Annotated in this window: 20 protein-coding genes and 2 tRNA genes; 13 read left to right on the top strand and 9 right to left on the bottom strand. The window is 72.3% G+C overall.

The window, feature by feature from the left end; translation table 11 throughout:
* The 3 genes from AC27L3_RS28260 to AC27L3_RS28250 form a co-directional block, all read left to right on the top strand.
* Positions 1 to 1,018 (top strand): AIM24 family protein (locus tag AC27L3_RS28260; protein WP_487236903.1); only part of this gene is annotated, 1,018 nt, incomplete at its 5' end.
* Between the two features lie 11 nt (positions 1,019 to 1,029).
* A complete protein-coding gene (locus AC27L3_RS28255; protein WP_344438202.1) occupies positions 1,030 to 1,713 on the top strand; it encodes an AIM24 family protein in 684 nt (227 codons plus the stop codon).
* A 16-nt stretch (positions 1,714 to 1,729) separates the two neighbouring features.
* A complete protein-coding gene (locus AC27L3_RS28250; protein ID WP_487236902.1) occupies positions 1,730 to 2,488 on the top strand; it encodes an AIM24 family protein in 759 nt (252 codons plus the stop codon).
* A gap of 66 nt (positions 2,489 to 2,554) precedes the next feature.
* Here the strand turns inward: AC27L3_RS28250 and AC27L3_RS28245 are convergent, their stop codons facing one another.
* Together AC27L3_RS28245 and AC27L3_RS28240 are read right to left on the bottom strand one after the other, a co-directional pair.
* Complete coding sequence (locus tag AC27L3_RS28245; protein WP_487236901.1) at positions 2,555 to 3,076, bottom strand: NUDIX hydrolase; 522 nt, start codon at positions 3,074 to 3,076, stop codon at positions 2,555 to 2,557.
* Positions 3,073 to 4,551, bottom strand: a complete 1,479-nt coding sequence (locus AC27L3_RS28240; protein WP_487236900.1) for a zinc-dependent metalloprotease — start codon at positions 4,549 to 4,551, stop codon at positions 3,073 to 3,075. The genes AC27L3_RS28245 and AC27L3_RS28240 overlap by 4 nt, the downstream gene beginning before the upstream one ends.
* Before the next feature lie 201 nt (positions 4,552 to 4,752).
* Here AC27L3_RS28240 and AC27L3_RS28235 point away from each other — a divergent pair, with 201 nt between their 5' ends.
* The 4 genes from AC27L3_RS28235 (at position 4,753) to AC27L3_RS28220 (ending at position 7,964) form a co-directional block, all read left to right on the top strand.
* Positions 4,753 to 5,922, top strand: a complete 1,170-nt coding sequence (locus tag AC27L3_RS28235) for an SDR family oxidoreductase (protein ID WP_487236899.1) — start codon at positions 4,753 to 4,755, stop codon at positions 5,920 to 5,922.
* Between the two features lie 58 nt (positions 5,923 to 5,980).
* The gene (locus tag AC27L3_RS28230; RefSeq protein ID WP_487236898.1) at positions 5,981 to 6,439 is read left to right on the top strand and encodes a molybdenum cofactor biosynthesis protein MoaE; all 459 of its coding nucleotides are present in this window, start codon (positions 5,981 to 5,983) and stop codon (positions 6,437 to 6,439) included.
* Between the two features lie 161 nt (positions 6,440 to 6,600).
* Positions 6,601 to 6,774, top strand: coding sequence for a hypothetical protein (locus tag AC27L3_RS28225; protein ID WP_344438190.1), 174 nt, complete (start codon positions 6,601 to 6,603; stop codon positions 6,772 to 6,774).
* A gap of 101 nt (positions 6,775 to 6,875) precedes the next feature.
* Complete coding sequence (locus AC27L3_RS28220) at positions 6,876 to 7,964, top strand: YlbL family protein (protein ID WP_487236897.1); 1,089 nt, start codon at positions 6,876 to 6,878, stop codon at positions 7,962 to 7,964.
* Positions 7,965 to 7,987: 23 nt separating this feature from the next.
* On the opposite strand, the gene AC27L3_RS28215 is transcribed toward AC27L3_RS28220, so the two are convergent.
* The gene (locus tag AC27L3_RS28215) at positions 7,988 to 8,575 is read right to left on the bottom strand and encodes a PPA1309 family protein (protein ID WP_487236896.1); all 588 of its coding nucleotides are present in this window, start codon (positions 8,573 to 8,575) and stop codon (positions 7,988 to 7,990) included.
* A gap of 145 nt (positions 8,576 to 8,720) precedes the next feature.
* On the opposite strand from AC27L3_RS28215, the gene AC27L3_RS28210 reads away from it, so the two are divergent.
* From AC27L3_RS28210 to AC27L3_RS28195, 4 genes are all read left to right on the top strand, one after another.
* Complete coding sequence (locus tag AC27L3_RS28210; protein ID WP_487236905.1) at positions 8,721 to 11,603, top strand: UPF0182 family membrane protein; 2,883 nt, start codon at positions 8,721 to 8,723, stop codon at positions 11,601 to 11,603.
* Positions 11,604 to 11,648: 45 nt separating this feature from the next.
* Positions 11,649 to 11,722, top strand: a tRNA-Met gene (locus AC27L3_RS28205).
* Positions 11,723 to 11,992: 270 nt separating this feature from the next.
* Positions 11,993 to 14,041, top strand: a complete 2,049-nt coding sequence (locus AC27L3_RS28200; protein ID WP_487236895.1) for a tetratricopeptide repeat protein — start codon at positions 11,993 to 11,995, stop codon at positions 14,039 to 14,041.
* Between the two features lie 57 nt (positions 14,042 to 14,098).
* A tRNA-Met gene (locus tag AC27L3_RS28195) sits at positions 14,099 to 14,172 on the top strand.
* A 161-nt stretch (positions 14,173 to 14,333) separates the two neighbouring features.
* Here the strand turns inward: AC27L3_RS28195 and AC27L3_RS28190 are convergent.
* Complete coding sequence (locus AC27L3_RS28190) at positions 14,334 to 14,750, bottom strand: Fur family transcriptional regulator (protein WP_487236894.1); 417 nt, start codon at positions 14,748 to 14,750, stop codon at positions 14,334 to 14,336.
* Between the two features lie 190 nt (positions 14,751 to 14,940).
* On the opposite strand from AC27L3_RS28190, the gene AC27L3_RS28185 reads away from it, so the two are divergent.
* The gene (locus tag AC27L3_RS28185) at positions 14,941 to 16,410 is read left to right on the top strand and encodes a catalase (RefSeq protein WP_487236893.1); all 1,470 of its coding nucleotides are present in this window, start codon (positions 14,941 to 14,943) and stop codon (positions 16,408 to 16,410) included.
* A 101-nt stretch (positions 16,411 to 16,511) separates the two neighbouring features.
* On the opposite strand, the gene AC27L3_RS28180 is transcribed toward AC27L3_RS28185, so the two are convergent.
* Positions 16,512 to 16,919, bottom strand: a complete 408-nt coding sequence (locus AC27L3_RS28180) for a CBS domain-containing protein (RefSeq protein WP_344438176.1) — start codon at positions 16,917 to 16,919, stop codon at positions 16,512 to 16,514.
* A 139-nt stretch (positions 16,920 to 17,058) separates the two neighbouring features.
* Positions 17,059 to 17,862, bottom strand: coding sequence for a histidinol-phosphatase (gene hisN / locus AC27L3_RS28175; protein ID WP_487236892.1), 804 nt, complete (start codon positions 17,860 to 17,862; stop codon positions 17,059 to 17,061).
* Between the two features lie 137 nt (positions 17,863 to 17,999).
* Between hisN and AC27L3_RS28170 the strand changes: the two genes are divergently transcribed.
* Positions 18,000 to 18,644, top strand: coding sequence for a TetR/AcrR family transcriptional regulator (locus AC27L3_RS28170; protein ID WP_487236891.1), 645 nt, complete (start codon positions 18,000 to 18,002; stop codon positions 18,642 to 18,644).
* 11 nt (positions 18,645 to 18,655) lie between these two features.
* Here AC27L3_RS28170 and AC27L3_RS28165 read toward each other — a convergent pair whose 3' ends face one another.
* The 3 genes from AC27L3_RS28165 to aroA form a co-directional block, all read right to left on the bottom strand.
* Entirely contained in the window at positions 18,656 to 18,979 is a 324-nt protein-coding gene (locus AC27L3_RS28165; protein ID WP_487236890.1) for a DMT family transporter, read from the bottom strand.
* Between the two features lie 97 nt (positions 18,980 to 19,076).
* Positions 19,077 to 20,084: a ribosome small subunit-dependent GTPase A gene (gene rsgA, locus AC27L3_RS28160; RefSeq protein ID WP_487236889.1), complete on the bottom strand. Its 1,008-nt coding sequence runs from the start codon at positions 20,082 to 20,084 to the stop codon at positions 19,077 to 19,079.
* Positions 20,085 to 20,100: 16 nt separating this feature from the next.
* Positions 20,101 to 21,447, bottom strand: a complete 1,347-nt coding sequence (gene aroA / locus AC27L3_RS28155; RefSeq protein ID WP_487236888.1) for a 3-phosphoshikimate 1-carboxyvinyltransferase — start codon at positions 21,445 to 21,447, stop codon at positions 20,101 to 20,103.
* Positions 21,448 to 21,485: the final 38 nt, after the last annotated feature.

Below are 21,485 nucleotides of genomic sequence, written 5' to 3'. Positions count from 1 at the left end.
TCCTCCGCCCGGCGGCACCCCGCCGCCGGCCGCCCCGCAGGTGCACGCCGCCCCCACGCTGGCCGCCCCCCTCGCCCCGCCCGGCTACTTCTCCGGCGAGCCCGCGCCCGCCGCCGACCGCACCCCCGCCCGCGGGACCGTCCCGCCGCCCCCCGGCCCGCCCGGGATGCCGGGCCAGCACGCCTCGTACGGCCACTCGGCGACCCCGCCGCCGGCCCCGGCGTACGGCAACCCCCAGCAGTACGGCGCCCCGCCCGCGCCCCCCGCCCCGCCGGCGCCGACCCAGCCGTACCCGGTCGGCCAGCCCCCCTACGCTCCCGGCACGCCGCCCCACGGCACCGGCGCGCCCGTCGGCGCCCCCGGCGTGCAGGCCGCCTTCGGCCCGTACCGCGAAGCGCCCACCGGACAGCGCTGGACCCTGCAGAACCCCAAGCTCATCCGCGCCGACCTCGGCGCCGACCCGCAGCCCGTGCTCGCCCGGCAGGGCAGCATGGTGCTGTACCAGGGCAAGGTCGAGTTCGGCTACAAGGGCGCCGGCTTCATGGGCCGCATCGTCGGCAACGCCACCGGCCAGGAGATGCAGCTGATGCGCTGCACCGGCCGCGGCCAGGTCTTCCTCGCGGAGAACGCGGCCCATCTGCACCCCATTCAGCTGGAGAACGACGCGATCTGCGTCAGCGCCGACGCCGTCCTCGCCTTCGACGAGTCGCTGCACCACGAGGTGCGCCGGATCGACGGCCACGGCATCCCCGGCGGGGCGCTGTTCACCATGCAGTTCCACGGCACCGGCACCGTCGTGCTGAAGACCCACGGCACCCCCGTGGTGCTGCCGGTCACGCCCACCACCTTCGCCGACGCCAACGCCGTCGTCGCCTGGTCGGCCGGCGCCCAGGTCGTCGTCACCAGCCAGGTGCGGCTGCGCCGCCACGCCTACCCCGGCCACAGCGGGGAGACCGTGAACCTCCAGTTCCGCGGTGCGCCCGGCAACTTCATCGTCGTCCAGCCCTACGAGGTCTGAGGGAGCCCGCCATGGACCAGTCGCTGATCTCGGGCCACGCCCCGACCCCGCCCGCCGCCCGCATGGAGAACCACGGCAGCAGCATGCTGAAGGTCGCCATGCAGAGCGGCCACGACCTGTTCGCCCGCACGGGCTCGATGGTCGCCTACGAGGGCTTCGTCCAGTACGAGCCCAATCCGCCCGCCCTGCGCCAGATGGCCTCCCAGTGGCTGACCGGCGAGGGCGTGCCGCTCATGAAGTGCAGCGGCGACGGCCTGCTCTACCTCGCCGACTACGGCGCGGACGTCGTGTGCATCCAGCTGGCGGGCGAGTCCGTCTCCGTCAACGGCACCAACCTGCTCGCCTTCGACGCCCACCTGCAGTTCGGCGTCGAACGCGTCAAGGGCATGGCCAAGTTCGCCGGCCAGGGCCTGTTCAACGTCGTCGTCAGCGGCACCGGCTGGGTCGCGCTCACCTCGCGCGGCACGCCCATCGTCGTCGACTGCGGCAGCGGCGAGGACGAGACCTATGTGGACCCCGACGCGCTCGTCGCCTGGTCCACCAACCTGCGGATGAAGGGGAAGCGCAGCTTCAAGGCGTCCTCCATCATCGGCCGCGGCAGCGGCGAGGCGTACCAACTGGGCTTCTCCGGCCAGGGATTCGTGGTCGTGCAGCCCAGCGAGGACAGTACGGACCGGCTCCGGGCCCGGGGCTGAGGGGGACGGAAGAGACATGCAGAGCCCGCTTTTCGCCTACACCGAGGCCCAGACGCAGGACCGCTACGCCCTGCAGAACGCCTACATGCTGCGCGTCAGCCTCAACGGTCACGAGGATGTGCTGGCCCGCAAGGGCGCGATGGTGGCCTACCAGGGCCTCATCGAGTTCGACGGCGAGTACATGTCGGCCCAGCGGCAGTACCAGCAGGCCCACACCGGTGAGGGCCTGGACCTGATGCGCTGCTCCGGGCAGGGCACCGTCTACCTCGCCAACCTCGCGCAGCACGTCCACGTGGTCGACGTCGACCACGACGGCCTGACCGTGGACAGCGCCTACGTCCTCGCCATGGACTCCGCCCTCCACTGGGACGCCGTGGCCGTGGACAGCCAGTACGGCATCTCCGGCACCGGGTCGTACAACCTCGCCATCAGCGGCCGCGGCAAGGTCGCGCTGATGACCTCCGGGCAGCCGCTGATGATGCAGGTCACGCCCGACAAGTACGCCTACGCGGACGCGGACGCCGTCGTCGCCTGGTCCTCCTCGCTGCGCGTGCAGATGCAGGCGCAGACCTCCTCCTCCGGCGTCTGGCGGCGCCGCGGCGGCACGGGCGAGGGCTGGGAGCTGGCCTTCATGGGCACCGGCTACGTGCTGGTGCAGCCCAGTGAGCTGATGCCGCCGCAGGGTGCGCAGATCGGCCAGGGCCTGGCCGCCCAGTACGGCTTCGGGCAGCACGGCGCCCACGCCCAGAACCAGGGCAACATCTGGACGAACTGAACCGGGCATGCGTAAGGGGCGGTCACCCATGGTGACCGCCCCTTACCTCTGCTTCTACAGCTGCTTCTACAGCCGGGCCAGCGTGCGCTGCACCAGCTGGACGACCGACGCGTCGGCCACGTCCGCGACCTCGTCGTACGCGAACCAGCGCAGGTCCAGCGACTCGTCGCTGATCGCCTCGACCGCGCCCTGCGGCACCAGCGCCGCGTACTGCACGTCCAGGTGCCAGTTGCAGGGGGCCGGGATCGGGTGCCGGTCCAGGCGCACCGGGCCGCCCGGCAGCAGCGTCAGACCCGCGATGCCGGACTCCTCGGTGGCCTCCCGCAGGGCCGCCTCCTCCACGGTGGCGTCACCGGGCTCGCAGTGGCCGCCCATCTGCAGCCACATGCCCAGCTTGCGGTGCAGGGTGAGCAGCACCTTGCCGCGCTCCGGGGCGATCACCAGGGCGCTCGCGGTGACGTGGCCGGCCTCGCACGGCTTCCACATGCCGTCGGGGTGGGCCGCCAGGTGGTCCAGGTAGACGCCGCGCAGCTCGTCCTGGTCCGTGTACTCCTTCAGCACGCGGACCGCGTTCTCGTGCAGGCTCACTTCTTCTCGTCACCCTCGCCGTCGTCGCCCTTGCCGTCGTCGCCCTTGTCGTCGGCCCCGGAGTCCTTGGCGTCCTTGGAGTCCTTGGCGTCCTTCGAGTCCTGGCCGGGCTCGTGGCGGCCCTGTGCGGCCTCGCCGAGCATCTTGTCCAGCTCGGAGAAGTCCAGGTGCTCGCGGTGCACGAAGCCGTCCGGGTCGTCCAGGTCGGCGGCCGTGGGCAGCATGTCCGGGTGCTCCCACAGGGCGTCGCGGCCCTCGGTGCCCCGGGCGTCGGCCAGCGACGCCCACAGGCGCGAGGCGTCCCGCAGCCGGCGCGGGCGCAGCTCCAGGCCGATCAGGGTGGCGAAGGTCTGCTCCGCCGGGCCGCCGGAGGCGCGGCGGCGGCGCAGGGTCTCGCGCAGCGCGCCGGCCGACGGCAGGTGGGGCGCGGCCGCGGCGTGCACCACCGCGTCCACCCAGCCCTCGACGAGCGCCAGGGCGGTCTCCAGGCGGGCCAGGGCGGCCTTCTGCTCCGGGGTGTCCTCCGGCTGGAACATGCCCTGCTGCAGGGCCTCCTGCATCTGCTCCGGATGCGTCGGGTCCAGCTGGCCCACGACGTCCTCGAGCTTGGCCGTGTCGACCTTGATGCCGCGGGCGTAGCCCTCGACCGCGCCGAACAGATGCGATCGCAGCCACGGCACGTGGGCGAAGAGCCGCTGGTGGGCGGCCTCGCGCAGGGCCAGGTACAGCCGCACCTCGTCCTGCGGGACGCCCAGGCCCGCGCCCAGCGCCTCGATGTTCAGCGGCAGCAGCGCGGCCTTGCCGGGCGGGGTCAGCGGCAGGCCGATGTCCGTCGAACCGACGACCTCGCCCGCGAGCACGCCCACGGCCTGGCCGATCTGGGTGCCGAACATCGCACCGCCCATGCTGCGCATCATGCCCAGCAGCGGGCCCGCCATGGCCTGCATCTCCTCGGGCAGCACCTCGCCCATGGCCGCGCCGACGCGCTCGGCGACCGGGTCGACCAGGTCCCGCCACACGGGCAGGGTCGCCTCGACCCACTCCGCGCGGCTCCAGGCCACGGCGGTGCCGGCACCCGAGGGCAGCGAGGTCACGCCGTCCAGCCACAGGTCGGCCAGGCGCACGGCCTCCTCGACCGCGGACCGCTCGCCGGCCGTGACGCTGGCGTCCTTGCTGCCGCCGGCGGTGCCCTGGGCCACCGTCTGGCGGGCGATCTGCTTGGCCATGTCCCAGTTCACCGGGCCGCCCTCGTAGGAGAGCATCTGGCCGAGCTGCTGGAAGGCGGCGCCGAGATCGTTGGGGTTCATGGAGCCGAACATCGCGGCGAAGGGATTGTCCGCACCGCCGGCCGCGCCGAACCCGAAGGGATTCGCGGGCCCCTGGCCGCCTCCCTGGCCACCGCCCTTCTTCTTGCCGTCGTCGCCGTTCTCCGGCTCCTCCGGCGGAAGACCGAATCCGAATGGGGTGTCACTCACGGGTTTCCTCGGCTCGTAGGGCCACCGGCTCCGGACCGGCGGCGAATGCCCGACAACACCACCAAGCGTAGACACCCCGCCGCTATCCGGGCTTGGTGCTCCGCCCGCCCGGGGCCTGCGGCAGGATGGACGTCACCTGGTCCGTACGCGTCACGAAGAACGTGGCGTGCACGTACTGAAGACAACCGCTGGAGACGCCCGGTGAGTTCCCCCGACCGAGAAGCCGACCGAGAAGTTCGCGCAGCGCGAAACGGTTCCGCGCCCGACGACGCGCTGCGCACGTCCGGCGTGCCCGCGCCCGGCCCGGGCCGCGACGGCCGCCGCCCGGTGGTCGCGGTCACCGGCGCCGCCCGCGGCGTCGGCGCCCTGCTCACGCGCCGCCTGGCCGCGTCCGAGGAGATCAAGCACCTGATCGCCATCGACGAGCGCCGCGGCGACGTCACCGAGGCGCAGTGGCACGTGCTGGACGTGCGCGACCCGGCGATCGCCGAGCGGCTGCGCGGTGCCGACGTGGTCGTCCACCTCGCGCTCGACCTGGACCTGGAGGGCGACCCGGCCGCCCGCACCGCCTACAACGTGCGCGGCACCCAGACCGTGCTCACCGCCGCCGCGGCGGCCGGCGTGCACCGTGTGGTGCTGTGCACCTCCGCCATGGTCTACGGCGCCCGTCCCGACAACGACGTGCCGCTGTCGGAGGACGCCGAGCTGCGCGCCACCGCCGAGGCCACCGGCGTGGGGGACCTGCTGGAGATAGAGCGGCTGGCCAGGCGCGCGCCCCGGGCGCACCCCGGCCTGAACGTCACGGTGCTGCGGCCCGCCGTCCTGGTCGGCGGCACGGACACCGCCCTGACCCGCTACTTCGAGTCGCCCCGCCTGCTGGTCGTCGCCGGCTCCCGGCCCGCCTGGCAGTTCTGCCATGTCGAGGACCTGGTGAGCGCCCTGGAGTTCGCCGCCCTGGAGAAGGCCGAGGGCGAGCTGGCCGTCGGCTGCGACGGCTGGCTGGAGCAGGAGGAGGTCGAGGAGCTCAGCGGCATCCGGCGCATGGAGCTGCCCTCGGCCGTCGCACTGGGCGCCGCCTCCCGGCTGCACCGCCTGGGCCTGACCCCCTCCCCGGCGGGCGACCTGGAGTACACGATGCACCCCTGGGTGGTCAGCGGCCACCGGCTGCACGACGCGGGCTGGCGGCCCCGCTGGACCAACGAGGAGGTCCTCGCGGAGCTCCTGGAGGAGGTCGCGGGCCGGCGCACGGTCGCGGGCCGCCGCCTGGGCCGCAAGGACGCCACCGCCGCGGGCGCCGCGGGCGCGACCGTGGCCCTGCTGGGCACCGCCGCGCTGGTGCGCAGGGCCCGCAAGGCCCGCCGCCGGCTCTAGGCCGGCTCCGGGGGGCGCGCAGGGGGAGGGGGGAGCGGGGATTCGTACGATGGGCGCCATGGCGCCTACCCCCCACCATCCCGGCGAGCTCGCCGCCGACGATCCCATCCGGCTGCTCGCCGTGCGGGAGACCCCGCTGTCCCTGGACGAGGTCTTCGCGGCCGTGGGCGATCCCGCGGCCGGCGGCACCGCGCTGTTAGTGGGCACCGTGCGGGACCACGACGGCGGCGCGGACGTCGCCGCGCTCGGCTACTCCGCCCACCCCACCGCCGAGGCCGAGCTGCGCACGGTGGCCGAGAAGGTGGCGGGGGACTTCCCCGTACGGGCCCTGGCCGCCGTGCACCGGGTGGGCGAGCTGGCCGTGGGCGACCTGGCGGTCGTGGTCGCCGTGTCGTGCGCGCACCGGGCGGAGGCGTTCGCCGCGTGCCGGCAGCTGATCGACGACCTCAAGGCGAACGTGCCGATCTGGAAGCACCAGCGCTTCAGCGACGGCACGGAGGAGTGGGTGGGGGCCTGAGGGGCCGGGAGAGGGCCTGAACGGCTGGATCTGTGTCAAAGTCGCCCACGAACGGGCCCTGCCTGGTTGCGTAACCGGGCCCCCGACGTAAGCGTTGAGACCGAAGATGACTAATCTGCTCATCACTTCAGTTGCGATTGCGTGAGGGGTCGGAGGCCGGCATGGCGGCGCTCGCTTGGTTGCTGATTCCGGTGGTGGCGGCCCTTGCCGCCGCCCTGTGGGGAAGCTGGGCGGCCCGGAACCGCAAGACCGGGGATGTCGCGGAACTGGCCGGTTATGCAAAGTTCCGGGAGGCGATGGAGCGGACCGAGTCCGGATCCGGCTCGGCGGGCTAGCAGCGGGCCGGCAGCGGGCGATTTCCGCCCCCGCAAGCCCACCTGCCCCGTACGGACCGCCCCAGGAGTGGACTGCCGGACCCGTCCCGTACTGTCGTTCCATGCCCCGCCGCACCGCGACGATGCTCGCGTCCCTCCTGATGCTGATCGCGCTGCTCTGCGCAGGCGTGCTGATCCCCGTGCCCTACGCGGAGATGTCCCCGGGCCCGACGGTCAACACCCTCGGCGAGCACGGGGGCGAGCCCGTTCTGCAGATCTCCGGGCACAAGACGTACCCCACCAGTGGTCACCTCAACATGACCACGGTCCGCGTGACCGGCTCGCAGTACCGGATGAACCTGGTGGAGGCCGTCTACGGCTGGCTGGCCCACGACAACCTGGTCGTGCCGCACAGCACGCTCTACCCGGACGACAAGTCGCCGGACGAGCTGAACCAGGAGACGGCGGAGGAGTTCAGCCAGTCGCAGGAGAGCGCCAAGGTCGCGGCCCTGAAGCAGCTGGACATCCCCGTCGGTACGCGCGTGATCGTCTCCTCGGTGGTCAAGGGCAGCCCGGCCGAGGGCACGCTGCACGCCGGTGACGTCATCCGCTCCGTGGACGGTACGCGGATCGAGCAGCCCGGCGACGTGGCCAAGCAGGTCACCCGGCACAAGCCGGGCGAGAAGGTGACCTTCGTGATCGTCCCCGCCAAGGAGGCGGCCGCGGCCGAGAAGGAGAAGCGCGAGCCGAAGGGCGAGCAGAGCGTCACCCTCGTCACGGGCAAGGCGCCCGACGACAACCGGGCGATCGTCGGCATCCAGGCCGGGACGGACCACACCTTCCCGTTCACGATCAACATCAAGCTGGCGGACGTCGGCGGCCCCAGCGCGGGCCTGATGTTCGCGCTGGGGATAGTCGACAAGCTCACGCCCGAGGACCTCACGGGCGGCAAGTTCGTCGCCGGCACCGGCACCATCGACGACGACGGCAAGGTCGGCCCGATCGGCGGCGTGGAGATGAAGACGGTCGGTGCCCGCTCCAAGGGCGCCCAGTACTTCCTGACGCCCAAGGACAACTGCGCGGCCGCCGCCAAGGACACCCCCTCGGGCCTGACCCTGGTCAAGGTGGACACGATCAAGGACGCGCTGGCGTCCCTGGAGAAGATCCGCAAGGGGGACCGGGCCGGCCTGCCGCAGTGCACGGCAGGCTAGCGGCCCGCTGAAGGGGGCTCCTCTCAGTCCGCGAAGGTGGCGGCGAGGGCGTCGGCCAGGCCCGGCACCAGGTCGGCGCCGGTGAGGACCTCCTTGGCGGAGTCCTTCTCGCGCAGCCGCACCGCGGACTCGCGGGCGCCGTCGCGCAGCACCGCGACGGTCATCCGCACCTCCTGGCGGTCGGGGTGCTTGGCCACCCACTGGGCCAGCTGCTTCTCGCTGAGGTTGTGCGGAACGGACGCCTCGGCCGACGGCGGCAGCATCAGCCGCTCCACGGTCAGGGCGCAGCCCGCCACCGCGTCGGGCCAGGCGATCGTGGCGAGGAACTCGTCGAGCGCCGTGCCGGCCGGCAGCTCCTCCTGCTCGACGGGGGTGTAGGAGACGGCGGCGGAGGCCGCGGAGGAGTCGAGGCCGAGCTGGGCGGCCAGGCCGGGCTCCTGGGCCCGCAGCCTGGCGGTGTCGACCAGGGCGAACAGCCGTGCGGGCTGGTCCCAGCCGAGACCCGCGGTGTACTCGTCGATCTCGAGCACGGCACGGGTCAGCGGGCTGGCCGCCATGGGGACGTCGGGCTCCTGGGAGCCGGGAAGGTTCGAACCGGTATTGCTGGACATGGTCAATATCGTGCCCTGAGAGAGGCCGAAAACGGGAACCGAGTAAAGCCTCGGTAAGTTGCCACAGTGGGTCCTACTATCACCGGGGCCTTCAATCCCAGCTCCACCGACAGCGAACTTCGAGGTGCGCACCTTGGCTTTCCAGATGCCGGACCGCGGCGGAGGCCCGTCAGGGCCACGGATCAGAGTCGGCCGGCCCTCCCGGCGCGTCCGGACCCTGCTGATGACCTTGGGCGTGCTGGCCGGTCTGGCCCTGCTCTTCGTCATGTTCGCCGGGTTCTGGACGGACTGGCTGTGGTACCGGTCGGTGGACTACTCCTCGGTCTTCACCACCACCCTCGGCACGAAGATCGGCCTGTTCGCCGTCTTCGGCCTGCTGATGGCGCTGGCCGTCGGCCTGAACATCTGGCTCGCGCACCGCCTGCGGCCGCCGCTGAGCGCGATGTCGGTGGAGCAGCAGAGCCTCGACCGCTACCGGATGGGCATCGCACCGTACAAGAAGTGGGTGCTGCTGGCGGTCACCGCGCTCGTCGGCCTGGTCGCGGGGGCCTCGGCCGCCGGACAGTGGCGCACCTGGCTGCAGTGGATCAACGGGGTGTCGTTCGGGCAGCGCGACCCGCAGTTCCACAAGGACATCTCCTTCTACACCTTCGACCTGCCCTGGTACCGCTTCCTGCTGAGCTTCGGCTTCGCGGCGACGGTGCTGTCGCTGATCGCCGCCGCCCTGGTGCACTACCTGTACGGCGGGCTGCGGCTGACCAGCCCCGGCCACCGGGCCACCGCGGCGGCCACCGGCCACCTGTCCGTGCTGCTGGGCGTCTTCGTCACGCTCAAGGCCGTCGCCTACTGGCTGGACCGCTACGGGCTCGCGGTGAAGTCCAGCGGGCTGAAGTCCACCGACGGCTGGACGGGTCTGCGGTACGTGGACGCCAACGCCTATCTGCCGGCCAAGACGATCCTGTTCATCATCGCGCTGATCTGTGCGGTGCTGTTCTTCGCCACCCTGTGGCGGCGCACCTGGCAGCTGCCGGTGATCGGCTTCGGCCTGATGGTGCTCTCGGCGGTGCTCATCGGCGGGCTCTACCCGGCGATCGTGCAGAAGTTCCAGGTGCAGCCGAACGAGCAGGCCAAGGAAGCGCCGTACATCAAGAAGAACATCGCGGCCACCCGCGAGGCGTACGGCATCGACGGCTCCGAGGTGCAGGACTACGCGGGCCGCAGCGACCTGCAGGGCAAGGACAAGCAGAAGCTGCGCGACGCCGCCGACTCCACCGCCAGCATCCGGCTGCTCGACCCCAACATCGTCTCGCCCACCTTCCAGCAGCTCCAGCAGGTCAAGGGCTACTACCAGTTCCCCTCCACGCTGGACGTCGACCGCTACAAGGTCGACGGCAAGGAGCAGGACACGGTCATCGGTCTGCGCGAGCTGAACATCAACGGCATTCCCGAGCGCAACTGGATCAACGACCACTTCAAGTACACCCACGGCTACGGCGCCATCACCGCCAAGGGCACCACGGCCGTCGGCGAGGGCGACCCGGACTTCACCGAGTCCAACCTGCCGACCAAGGGCAAGCTCGGCACGTACGAGCAGCGGGTGTATTACGGCGAGAAGACCACCCAGTACTCGATCGTCGGCGGCCCGCAGAAGGAGCTGGACTACTCCGGCGACAAGGGCGAGAAGAGCTACAGCTATCAGGGCCGGAGCGGGGTGAGCCTGTCCAACCCGGTCAACCGGGCCGCGTACGCGGTGGCCTTCGGCGAACCGCAGATCCTGTATTCGGGCGCCATCGGCGACGGTTCGCGGATTCTGTACAACCGCACGCCCAAGGAGCGCGTCGAGGCCGTCGCCCCTTGGCTGACGATCGACGGCGACGCCTATCCGGCGGTCGTCGACGGGCGCATCCAGTGGATCGTGGACGCCTACACCACGACCAACGGATATCCGTACGCCTCGCGCACGACGCTCGGTGACACCACCGCCGACTCGCTCACCACCGGTCAGCGCGCGGTCGTCGCCCAGCAGAACCAGGTCAACTACATCCGCAACTCGGTCAAGGCCACGGTCGACGCCTACGACGGCACGGTCACGCTCTACCAGTGGGACACCAAGGACCCGGTGCTCAAGACCTGGATGAAGGCGTTCCCCGGCACGGTGAAGGCCAAGAGCGAGATCAGCAAGGGCCTGCTGGACCACCTGCGCTACCCGCAGGACCTGTTCAAGGTGCAGCGCGAGCTGCTGACCCGCTACCACGTCACCAAGGCCGACACCTTCTACACGGGCAGCGAGCGCTGGGAGGTGCCGGACGACCCGACCAACAAGTCCGGCAATGCCGTCCCGCCGTTCTACCTGAGCATGCGGATGCCCGGTCAGCAGGCGCAGTCGTTCTCCCTGACCACGACGTTCACCCCCAAGGGCCGGGAGAATCTCGGTGCCTTCATGGCGGTGGACGCCGATGCCACCAGCGCCGATTACGGGAAGATCCGCATTCTGAAACTGCCGTCGGAAACCACGACGTCGGGTCCGCAGCAGGTGCAGAGCAAGTTCAACGGCGATCCCGAGATCGCCAATAAGATCAATATTCTGAAGCGCGGCGATTCCGAGATCGAGTACGGAAATCTGCTGACCGTGCCGCTGGACGACGGCCTGTTGTACGTCGAGCCGGTCTATGTGCGCGGTGCGGGGTCCAACTTCCCGCGGTTGAAGAAGGTGTTGGTCACCTACGGCAACAAGACCGCCTTCGAGGACGATCTCGCCACCGCGCTCGACGCCGTGTTCGAGGTCAAGGGCGCCAAGCCCGGCACCCAGCCGCCCACCCCCGGCACCACGCAGCCGCCGGCGGCCAACCCCTCGGTCAAGGAAGCCGTCAAGGCCGCGCAGGACGCCTTCGACGCCGGCCAGAAGGCGCTCGACAAGAAGGACTGGACGGCCTACGGCAAGGCCCAGGAGGACCTCAAGGCCGCTCTCGACCGGCTCGCCAAGGCCGAGCAGGCCGCCGCGACCGGCGGCACCCGGCCCGGCAGCTGACCCCGCGGCCCCGCCCCGCGCCGTGGTACGGTTGTTCCACAACGGCGCGGGGTGGAGCAGCTCGGTAGCTCGCTGGGCTCATAACCCAGAGGTCGCAGGTTCAAATCCTGTCCCCGCTACTGAAGGACAAGGCCCGGAGTTCTCGCAACTCCGGGCCTTGTCGCATCTCGGGCCGGGTCGCTCGGCGCGGCCGGCCCCCGCCTTCCCGGGCGTTGGGGGCGCACGGGAGCCCGCGGCCCGCCACGCGGCGGACTGTGCGGGTTGTGTGCGGGGGTTTTGATTAGAGTTTGGAGCACCGCCGTGTCGGGAAGTCGGGAAGTCGACAAAACGCTGAAGTGACCTCACTGGCTGCGGTATTCCAGGTGTACGCAGGTTGCGGGAGTGCGACGATGGGACTTATGGGGGACAGGGCGAGGCTGTTGAGCACCCGTCGGCTTGTAGCGGCTCCCGGCAACGGGAGCCAGACGCCAGAGCAGGACCCGTCGTCGTACGCCCTGGGCGGCACCGCCCTGGCCACGGCCCCGGACCGCACCGCGACCGCGGCGGCCCACACCGCACCGCAGGCGGCCGATCCCCGCGTCGCACAGGAGCCCCGGGACCCCCGGGACCCTCAGGACACAGCCTGCGCCACCGAGGCCGCCGACCTGGAGCTGGAGACCGCCCGCCGCCGCGCAGCCGAGTCCGGCGACCCCGCGTCGCTGAGCATGCTCGGCGCGCTGCTGCTGCGCCGCGGCGACCTCGACGGCGCCGAGCGCCACCTGCGCGCCGCCACCGCCGCCGGGGACCGCTCCGCCGCCAACAACCTCGGCGTCCTGCTGCACCAGCGCGGCTACGCCGACGAGGCCGCCGGCTGGTGGCGGGTCGCCGCCGTCGCCGGCTCCGCGGCGGCCGCCCACGCCCTCGGCCGCTACCACCGCGAGCGCGGCGACGAGCCCGCCGCCGAGTACTGGCTGCGGCAGTCCGCCGAGTCCGGGCACGCCCTCGGCGCGTACGCGCTGGCCGACCTGCTGGAGCACCGCAGCGACGTGGGCGCCGAGCGCTGGTTCCGGGCCGCCGCCGAGCGCGGCCACCGCGAGGCCGCCTACCGGCTCGCCCGGATACTCGACGGACGGGCCCCACGACCCCAGGCCGACGACGTCTGCGAGGGCCTGACCGCCTCCCTCGGCCCGGCCACCCGGAACCGGCGGATCTCCGCCGGCGGCGGCGACACCTCCGTGCGCGAGCTGCGCGCCGCGGCCGCCGGCCGCCAGGACGGCCCGGCCGGCGAGGCCGAGCAGTGGTACCGGCAGGCCGCGGCCCGCGGCCACCGCCGCGCCGCCCTGCACCTGGGCACCCTGCTGGAGGGCCGGGGCGAGACCCAGGAGGCCGCCCGCTGGTACCTGACCTCCGCCAAGGACGGGGAGCCGCGCGCCGCCTGCGCCCTGGGCTTCCTGCTGCGCGACGCCGGCGACACCGACAGCGCCGCCGTGTGGTGGCGCCGCGCCGCCCAGGAGGGCGACGGCAACGCCGCCAACGCCCTGGGCGCCCTGCACGCCGAGCGCGGCGAGTCCCAGCAGGCCGAGCGCTGGTACCGCGAGGCCCTCGACGCCGGCGACATCAACGGCGCGTACAACCTCGGGCTGCTGTGCGCCGAGCAGGACCGCACCGCCCAGGCCGAGCAGTGGTACCGCCGCGCCGCCTACGCCGGGCACCGGGAGGCCGCCAACGCGCTGGCCGTCCTGCTGATGCAGGGCGGCGACGCCGCCGGGGCCGAGCCCTGGTTCTCCAAGGCGGCCGAGGCCGGCAGCGTGGACGCGGCCTTCAACCTCGGCATCCTCTACGCCGGCCGGGGCGAGGAGCACCTGGCCCTGGAGTGGTACGAGCGGGCCGCCGCGGCCGGCCACACCGAGGCCGCGCTGCAGGTCGCCATGGCCGTGCTGCGCGACGGCGGCCCGGGCGGCACCGAGGAGGCCGAGCGCCACCTGCGGGTCGCCGTGCAGGGCGGCAGCGCGGAGGCCGCCTTCCGGCTGGGCGCGCTGCTCGACCGCGACGACGAGCGCGGCCGCGAGAGCGAGCAGTGGTACGAGCGGGCCGCCCGCCAGGGCCACCGGCGCGCCCAGGTGCGCCTGGGGATGCTGGTGGCCGAGCGGGGCGACACCGCCGGGGCCGCGCACTGGTACCGGGAGGCCGCCGAGGCCGGCAGCCGCAACGGCGCCTTCAACCTGGGGCTGCTGCTGGCCCGCGAGGGCAGCGAGCCCGAGGCGGCGATGTGGTGGACGCGGGCGGCGGAGGCCGGCCACGGCCGGGCCGCCCTGCGCCTCGCCCTCCTCGCGGCCCGGCGCGGCGATCTCTCGGCGGGCCGGCAGTGGTGCGCGCGGGCGGTGGAGCTGGGCCCGGCGGAGGTCGCCGAGCGCGCGGCACGGCTGCGGGACGCCCTGCAGCAGGAGCTGTCCGCCTGAGTGCCGGCCGGCGTGTTTGCGCCGGGAGTCACGGACGGGTTAGGGTGGGTCTACCGACGCGGGGTGGAGCAGCTCGGTAGCTCGCTGGGCTCATAACCCAGAGGTCGCAGGTTCAAATCCTGTCCCCGCTACTGAAGGCCGAGGGCCCGGATCCCAGGATCCGGGCCCTTTGTCATGCCGTGTTTGCCGTGTCATGGCCTGTCGTGCCCTCGGGCCGTCATGCCGCGCAGGCCCCCATGCGGTCCTCGTACGCCCGGCTCCTCGTGCCGTCGCCCCCCCCCGGGCGTCCCGATCAGGGCCCTGCGCAGGACGGGCAGATTCCGCGGTACGTCACCTCGACCGCCGAGACCTCGAAGCCGAAGCGCTCGTCGACGGGCAGCCCGGCCAGCAGGTCGCCGGCGGGGTGGACGTCGCGGATCGTGCCGCACCGCGAGCACACCAGGTGCTGGTGTGCATGGTGGGCGTTGGGGTCGTAGCGCTTCGCGCGGCCGTCCGTGCTCACCTCGAGGACCTCGCCCAGCGAGACCAGCTCGCCCAGGGTGTTGTACACCGTCGCGCGCGAGATCTCCGGCAGCAGCTCGGCCGCCTTGGCGTGTACTTCGTCGGCGGTGTAGTGCACGTGGTCCCCGTCGAGCACTTCGGCGACGACGCGTCGCTGCGCGGTCAGCCGCCAGCCGCGTCCCCGGAGCCTTTCCAGCAGGTCACTCATGCCATTCACCTATCAGTCAGATAGGACCAAGCGTAGCAGCGGCGCCTGTCCACCCCTGGATCCCATATTTGTGTGGGAAGCATCTTGACTTAGACATAGTCCAATGTAGGATCGATCTCGGCTCAGGCCAAGGGGGTCACCCCCGGATCCCGGCGGAGCCGGTAGAGACGATGAGACGACGGAGGCGTAGGTGTCGGTGCAGGGCGAGACGACGACGGGCCCGCTGACCACGGAGTCCGGTGCTCCGGTCGCGGACAACCAGAACAGCGAGACGGCGGGTCTCGGCGGCCCCATGCTCATCCAGGACCAGCTGCTGCTGGAGAAGCTCGCGCACTTCAACCGCGAGCGGATCCCGGAGCGCGTGGTGCACGCCCGCGGCGCCGGGGCCTACGGCACCTTCACCGTGACCGCCGACGTCACGCGCTGGACGCGGGCGAACTTCCTCTCCGAGGTCGGCAAGCAGACCGAGGTCTTCCTGCGCTTCTCCACCGTCGCCGGCAACCTCGGCGCGGCCGACGCGGTGCGCGACCCCCGCGGCTTCGCGCTGAAGTTCTACACCGAAGAGGGCAACTACGACCTCGTCGGCAACAACACCCCGGTGTTCTTCATCAAGGACGCCATCAAGTTCCCCGACTTCATCCACACCCAGAAGCGCGACCCGTACACCGGCTCGCAGGAGGCGGACAACGTCTGGGACTTCTGGGGCCACTCGCCGGAGTCCACCCACCAGGTGACCTGGCTGTTCGGCGACCGCGGCATCCCCGCCTCGTACCGCCACATGAACGGCTACGGCTCGCACACGTTCCAGTGGAACAACGAGGCCGGCGAGGCCTTCTGGGTGAAGTACCACTTCAAGACCGACCAGGGCATCAAGAACCTCACCCAGGACGAGGCCAACAAGCTCGCCGGCGAGGACCCCGACAGCCACCAGCGCGACCTGCGCGAGGCCATCGAGCGCGGCGAGTTCCCCACCTGGACCGTGCAGGTGCAGATCATGCCGGCGGACGAGGCGGCGACCTACCGCTTCAACCCGTTCGACCTCACCAAGGTCTGGCCGCACGAGGACTACCCGCCGATCGAGATCGGCAAGCTGGAGCTCAACCGCAACCCGGAGAACATCTTCGCCGAGGTCGAGCAGTCGATCTTCAGCCCCGCCCACTTCGTGCCGGGCATCGGCCCCTCCCCGGACAAGATGCTCCAGGGCCGCCTCTTCGCCTACGGCGACGCGCACCGCTACCGCGTCGGCATCAACGCCGACCACCTGCCGGTCAACCGCCCGCACGCGACCGAGGCGCGCACCTACGGCCGTGACGGCCTGATGTACGACGGCCGGCACAAGGGTGCGAAGAACTACGAGCCCAACAGCTTCGGCGGCCCGGCCCAGACCGACCGCCCGCTGTGGCAGCCGATCGCCGTCACCGGCGCCACCGGCAACCTCGCCGCTCCCTCGCACTCCGAGGACAACGACTTCGTCCAGGCCGGCAACCTCTACCGCCTGATGTCCGAGGACGAGAAGGAGCGCCTGATCGCCAACCTCGCCGGCTTCATCGCCAAGGTGTCGCGCGACGACATCGTCGAGCGGGCGATCAACAACTTCCGCCAGGCGGACCCCGACTACGGCAAGCGGTTGGAGGCCGCGGTCCAGGCCCTGCGCGGCTGAACAACCACTGGACGCTTGCCGTAAAAAACCGAAGAGGCCGGACGCCATGGGGCTCCGGCCTCTTCGGCCTTTTTGCGTTCCGTTTCCCCCGGGTGGCGCCTTCAGGCGGTGACCGCCGGCGCCTGGGCGCGGCCGCGCAGGGGCAGCCAGCAGCGGATGATGTCGCGGACCGAGACCACGCCCACGGCCTCGTGCCGGTCGAGGACGATCAGGTGCCGGAACTCGCCGCGCGACATCGCGGCCGCGGCCTCCTCCAGGGTCCAGTCGGGGGCCGCGAAGACCACGTCGGTGGTGGTGTGTCCGTGGGCCGTCTCGTGGTCGGGGTCGCGCCCCGCCCCGAGCGCGTTGAGGATGTCGCGCTCGGTGAGGATGCCGAGGCCGCTGGTGTCGGGGTCGAGGACGACGGCGGCGCCCACTCTGCGGGCGGACATCAGCCGGGCCGCCTGCCGGAGGGTGTGGGCGGGCCCTATGGTCAGGACCACCGTGCTCATGGCGTCGCGGACGAGCATGGTTGCAAGCCACCTCCTGGAGGAGCGAGGGCTTCACATGTTCACAAGCCTGTGGCCGTCATCGTCACACGCCCCGGAGAGGCGGACAAGGTCTTCAGAAGGCTGAATTTTGCCAGATTTTTACGACCATATGATGGGTTTAAGAACCCGGCGGCCGCAAATAGTTGAGCAGTTCGTCGTGCAGTACTCCGTTCGACGCCGCCGCGTTGCCGCTGTGCGGCCCCGGGCGCCCGTCCAGGCCGGTGAAGCGACCGCCGGCCTCCTCCACGATGACGACGTTCGCCGCCATGTCCCACAGCGACAGCTCCGGCTCCGCACAGATGTCCACCGAGCCCTCGGCGACCATCATGTAGGGCCAGAAGTCGCCGTAGCCGCGCGTGCGCCAGCAGTCCCGCGTGAGGTTCAGGAAGCCCGGCAGCATGCCGCGCTCCTCCCACCCGGACAGCGACGAGTACGCGAACGACGCGTCGTCGATCCGCTCCACCCGCGAGACCTGCAGCCGGCTGGCGGACGTCAGGCTGCGCCCGGTGTAGGCGCCCGACCCCTTCGCCGCCCACCAGCGCCGCCCGAGCGCCGGCGCCGAGACCAGCCCGACCACCGGCTGGTAGCCGCCCTGCTCCATCACCATCAGGGAGATCAGCGTGGCCCAGACCGGCACCCCGCGCACATAGTTCTTGGTGCCGTCGATCGGGTCGATCACCCAGCGCCGCGGGCCCGCGCCCTCGCTGCCGAACTCCTCGCCCAGCACGGCGTCCCGCGGGCGGGCACGCTGCAGCTGGCCGCGGATCAGCTCCTCGGCGGCCTTGTCCGCCTCGCTCACCGGTGTCATGTCCGGTTTGGTGTCGACCTTCAGGTCGAGGGCCTTGAACCGGTCCATGGTGGCCGCGTCGGCGGCGTCCGCCAGGACGTGGGCCAGACGCAGATCATCGTGGTAGTCGGACATGCAACGCACACTACCTGCGGCCGGGGCGGGGGCGCGTGCGCGGCGCGGCCGGCCGGGCCTCTTGACACCCTCTGGCGCTGCGTCAATTCTGTGGGCTGCCCCAACCGTCGTGCGGCCCCGCGGCCGAGGAGGCGACGATGCCCGCGGCACGAGAGCTCTTGCTGGACGCGGCCTTCACGGCACTCGCCGCCCGGCCCTGGCACGGGGTCCGGATGGTGGACGTCGCGGCCGCCGCCGGTGTGTCCCGCCAGACCCTCTACAACGAGTTCGGCAGCAAGGACGGGCTCGCCCGCGCCCTCGTGCGTCGCGAGGCGGAGACCTTCCTCACCGGCGTCGAGCGCACCCTGGGCGACGCCGCGGCCCGCGCCGGCACCGACGCCGGCGACGCCCTGGCCGCCGCGGCCCTGTGGACGCTGCGCGCGGCCCGCGGCAACCCCTTCGTACGCGCCGCCCTGACCGGCTGCCGCGGCGACCGGCTGCCGCCCGCCGCCGCACCTCCCTTACCGGGGCCGCGCACGCCGCGCGACGCGCGGCCCTTCCGCGGCGCCCCGCCCACACCCGCCGCGCTCGCCGAGCGGATCCGCCACAGCGCGGTGACCGCCCTCGGCGGCCCGCCGCAGCACCCCGAGGAGCTTCCGGAGGCCGGTGAGTGCGCCCTGTGCCGGGCCTGCGAGGCCGCCGTCCGGCTGATTCTGTCCTATGTCGTCGCCCCCGCCGCCTCGGACGACGAGGCCGCCGGCGAGGTCGCCCGGCTGGTGCGGGCGCTGCTGGCGACGGCTTAGGTCCCGCGGGCTCAGTGCGAGGAGCCGGACAGCTGCAGCCCGATCACCCCGACGATCACCAGGCTGATGGAGACGATCTTCAGCGTGGAGACCAGATCGCCGAGGAAGACCATGCCGTAGACGGCCGTACCGGCCGCGCCGATACCCGTCCACACGGCGTACGCCGGCCCCACGTCGAGCTTGCGCAGGGAGAGCGTGAGCAGCCCGAAGCTGCCGAGGGCGAAGCAGGCGAAGGCGATCGTGGGCCACAGCCGGGTGAAGCCGTGCGAGAGCTTCAGACAGACGGCGAAGCCGGTCTCCAGCAACCCGGCGACGACGACCAGCAGCCACGCCATCAGTGTGCCTCCCGTTCCGCGGACCGCCGCGCGGTCCCGGTGCGGGGCGCGCCCTTGCATGCCCTTGCCACCGGCGGTCACTCGCAAACGTAGGCGATCAGTCGCCTTCGCGCCGCTCCCGGGTCGCCAGCAGCCGGCGCAACGAGTAGAGCCGTTGCGGGTCGGCGTGCCCGTCCGCCACCCACTCGTCCAGCGCGCAGTCCGGCTCGTCGTGGCTGCAGGCGCGCGGGCAGTTCTCCGCGCCCGGTTCCAGGTCGGGGAAGGCGTGGATGACACGGGCCGGGTCGACGTGGTGCAGCCCGAACGAGCGCACGCCGGGGGTGTCGATGACCCAGCCCGAGTCGTCCGGCAGCGGCAGGGCCAGCGCCGAGGTGGTGGTGTGCCGGCCCCGGCCGGTGACCTTGTTGACGTGGCCGGTGGCCCGCTGCCGGTCCGGCACCAGGGCGTTGACCAGCGTCGTCTTGCCGACGCCGGAGTGCCCGACGAAGGCGGTCAGACGGCCCGTCAGCCGCTCGCGGACGCGGTCGGCCGCATCCCCGTTCGCCAGCTCGTCGCGGTTGGTGACCACGTACGGCACGCCCAGGGAGCCGTAGGACTCCATGAGCTTCTCGGCCGGCGCCAGGTCCGACTTGGTCAGCACCAGCAGCGGCTCCAGGCCCGCGTCGTAGGCGGCCACCAGGCAGCGGTCGATCAGCCGGGGCCGCGGCTCGGGGTCGGCGAGCGCGGTGACGATGGCCAGCTGGTCGGCGTTGGCGACGACCACCCGCTCGAACGGGTCGTCGTCGTCGGCCGTGCGGCGCAGCACCGAGCTGCGCTCCTCGACCCGCACGATCCGGGCGAGGGTGTCCTTGGCGCCGCTGAGGTCGCCGACGACCGCCACCCGGTCGCCGACCACGACGCCCTTGCGGCCCAGTTCGCGCGCCTTCATCGCCATGACGGTGCGGTCCTCGACGAGGACGGTCAGCCGCCCGCGGTCGACGGTGAGCACGAAGCCCTCGGCGGCGTCCTCGTGTTTGGGGCGGATGTTGGTGCGGGGGCGATTGCCCTTGCGGTTGGGGCGTACGCGGACGTCGTCCTCGTCGGTGTGCTTGCCGTAGCGGCGCATGGTGCTTCCAGGTCTCTCAGCTTCTCGGCGCCGCCGTCGCCCCCGCGACGGAACCGAGCATCCCGGTCCACAGCCCCGGGAAGTCGGGCAGGGTCTTGGCGGTGGTGGCGACGTTCTCCACCCGGACGCCGTCCACGACGAGGCCGAGCACGGCCGCCGCGGTGGCCAGCCGGTGGTCCTCGTAGGTGTGGAAGACACCGCCGTGCAGCGGACGGGGCCGGATGCGCAGCCCGTCCTCGGTCTCGGTGACGTCGCCGCCGAGCTCGTTGATCTCCTTGGCCAGCGCGGCCAGCCGGTCGGTCTCGTGCAGGCGCAGATGGGCGATGCCGCGCAGGACGGACTCGGAGTCCGCCAGCGCCGCGACCGCCGCGATCACCGGGGTGAGCTCGCCGACCTCGTGCAGGTCGGCGTCGATGCCGGTGATCCGGCCCGTTCCGGTGAAGGTCAGGCCCGCCTCGGTCAGCTCGCAGCGGCCGCCCATGGCGGTGAAGATCTCGCGCAGCGAGTCGCCCGGCTGGGTGGTGCGCTCCGGCCAGTCGGTGACGGTGACCCGGCCGCCGGTGATCAGGGCGGCGGCCAGGAACGGCGCCGCGTTCGACAGGTCCGGCTCGATGACCAGGTCGCGGCCGAGCAGGGCGCTGGGGGAGACCCGCCAGACGTTCGGCTCGCCGCCGGATTCGGGGGTGTCGACCTGGGCACCGGCCGCGCGCAGCATCTCCACGGTCATGCGGATGTGGGGCAGCGACGGCAGGGTGGGGCCGGTGTGGCGGACCTCGACGCCCTGGTTGAAGCGCGGGCCCGACAGCAGCAGGGCGCTGACGAACTGCGAGGACGAGGAGGCGTCGACCTCCACCGGGCCGCCGTCCAGGGCGCCGGCGCCGTGCACGGTCAGCGGCAGGGCGCCGCGCTCGTTGTCGTCGATGCGGGCGCCCAGCGCGCGCAGCGCGTCGATCACGCCGTGCAGGGGGCGCTCGTAGCTGCGGGGGTCGCCGTCGAAGCGCACCGGCCCGTCGGCGAGCGCGGCGACCGGCGGCAGGAAGCGCATCACGGTGCCGGCGTTGCCGACGTCGACGGTGGCCGGGCCGTGCAGCTGGGCCGGGATGACCCGCCAGGCCTCGCCGGTGCCGTCGGGGCCGACCCCTTCCTCGATGCCCACGCCCATGGCGCGCAGCGCGTCGGCCATCAGGACGGTGTCGCGGGAGCGCAGCGGGCGGCGCAGCCAGCCGGGCTCGGCGGCGAGGGCGGCCAGCACCAGGGCGCGGTTGGTGACCGACTTCGAGCCGGGCACGGTGACGGTGGCGTCGACGGCCCCGGTCGCGAGGGGAGCGGGCCAGAGGTCGGGGTGCGCGGGGCTCTCGGTCATGCCTTTACCTTACTGACGTTCCGCGCGGGGTTCGGCCC

The organism is Streptomyces sp. PKA51 (assembly GCF_057552455.1).
Note: the sequence above shows the minus strand (reverse complement) of the source record. Positions and strands in the feature narration are given on the sequence as shown.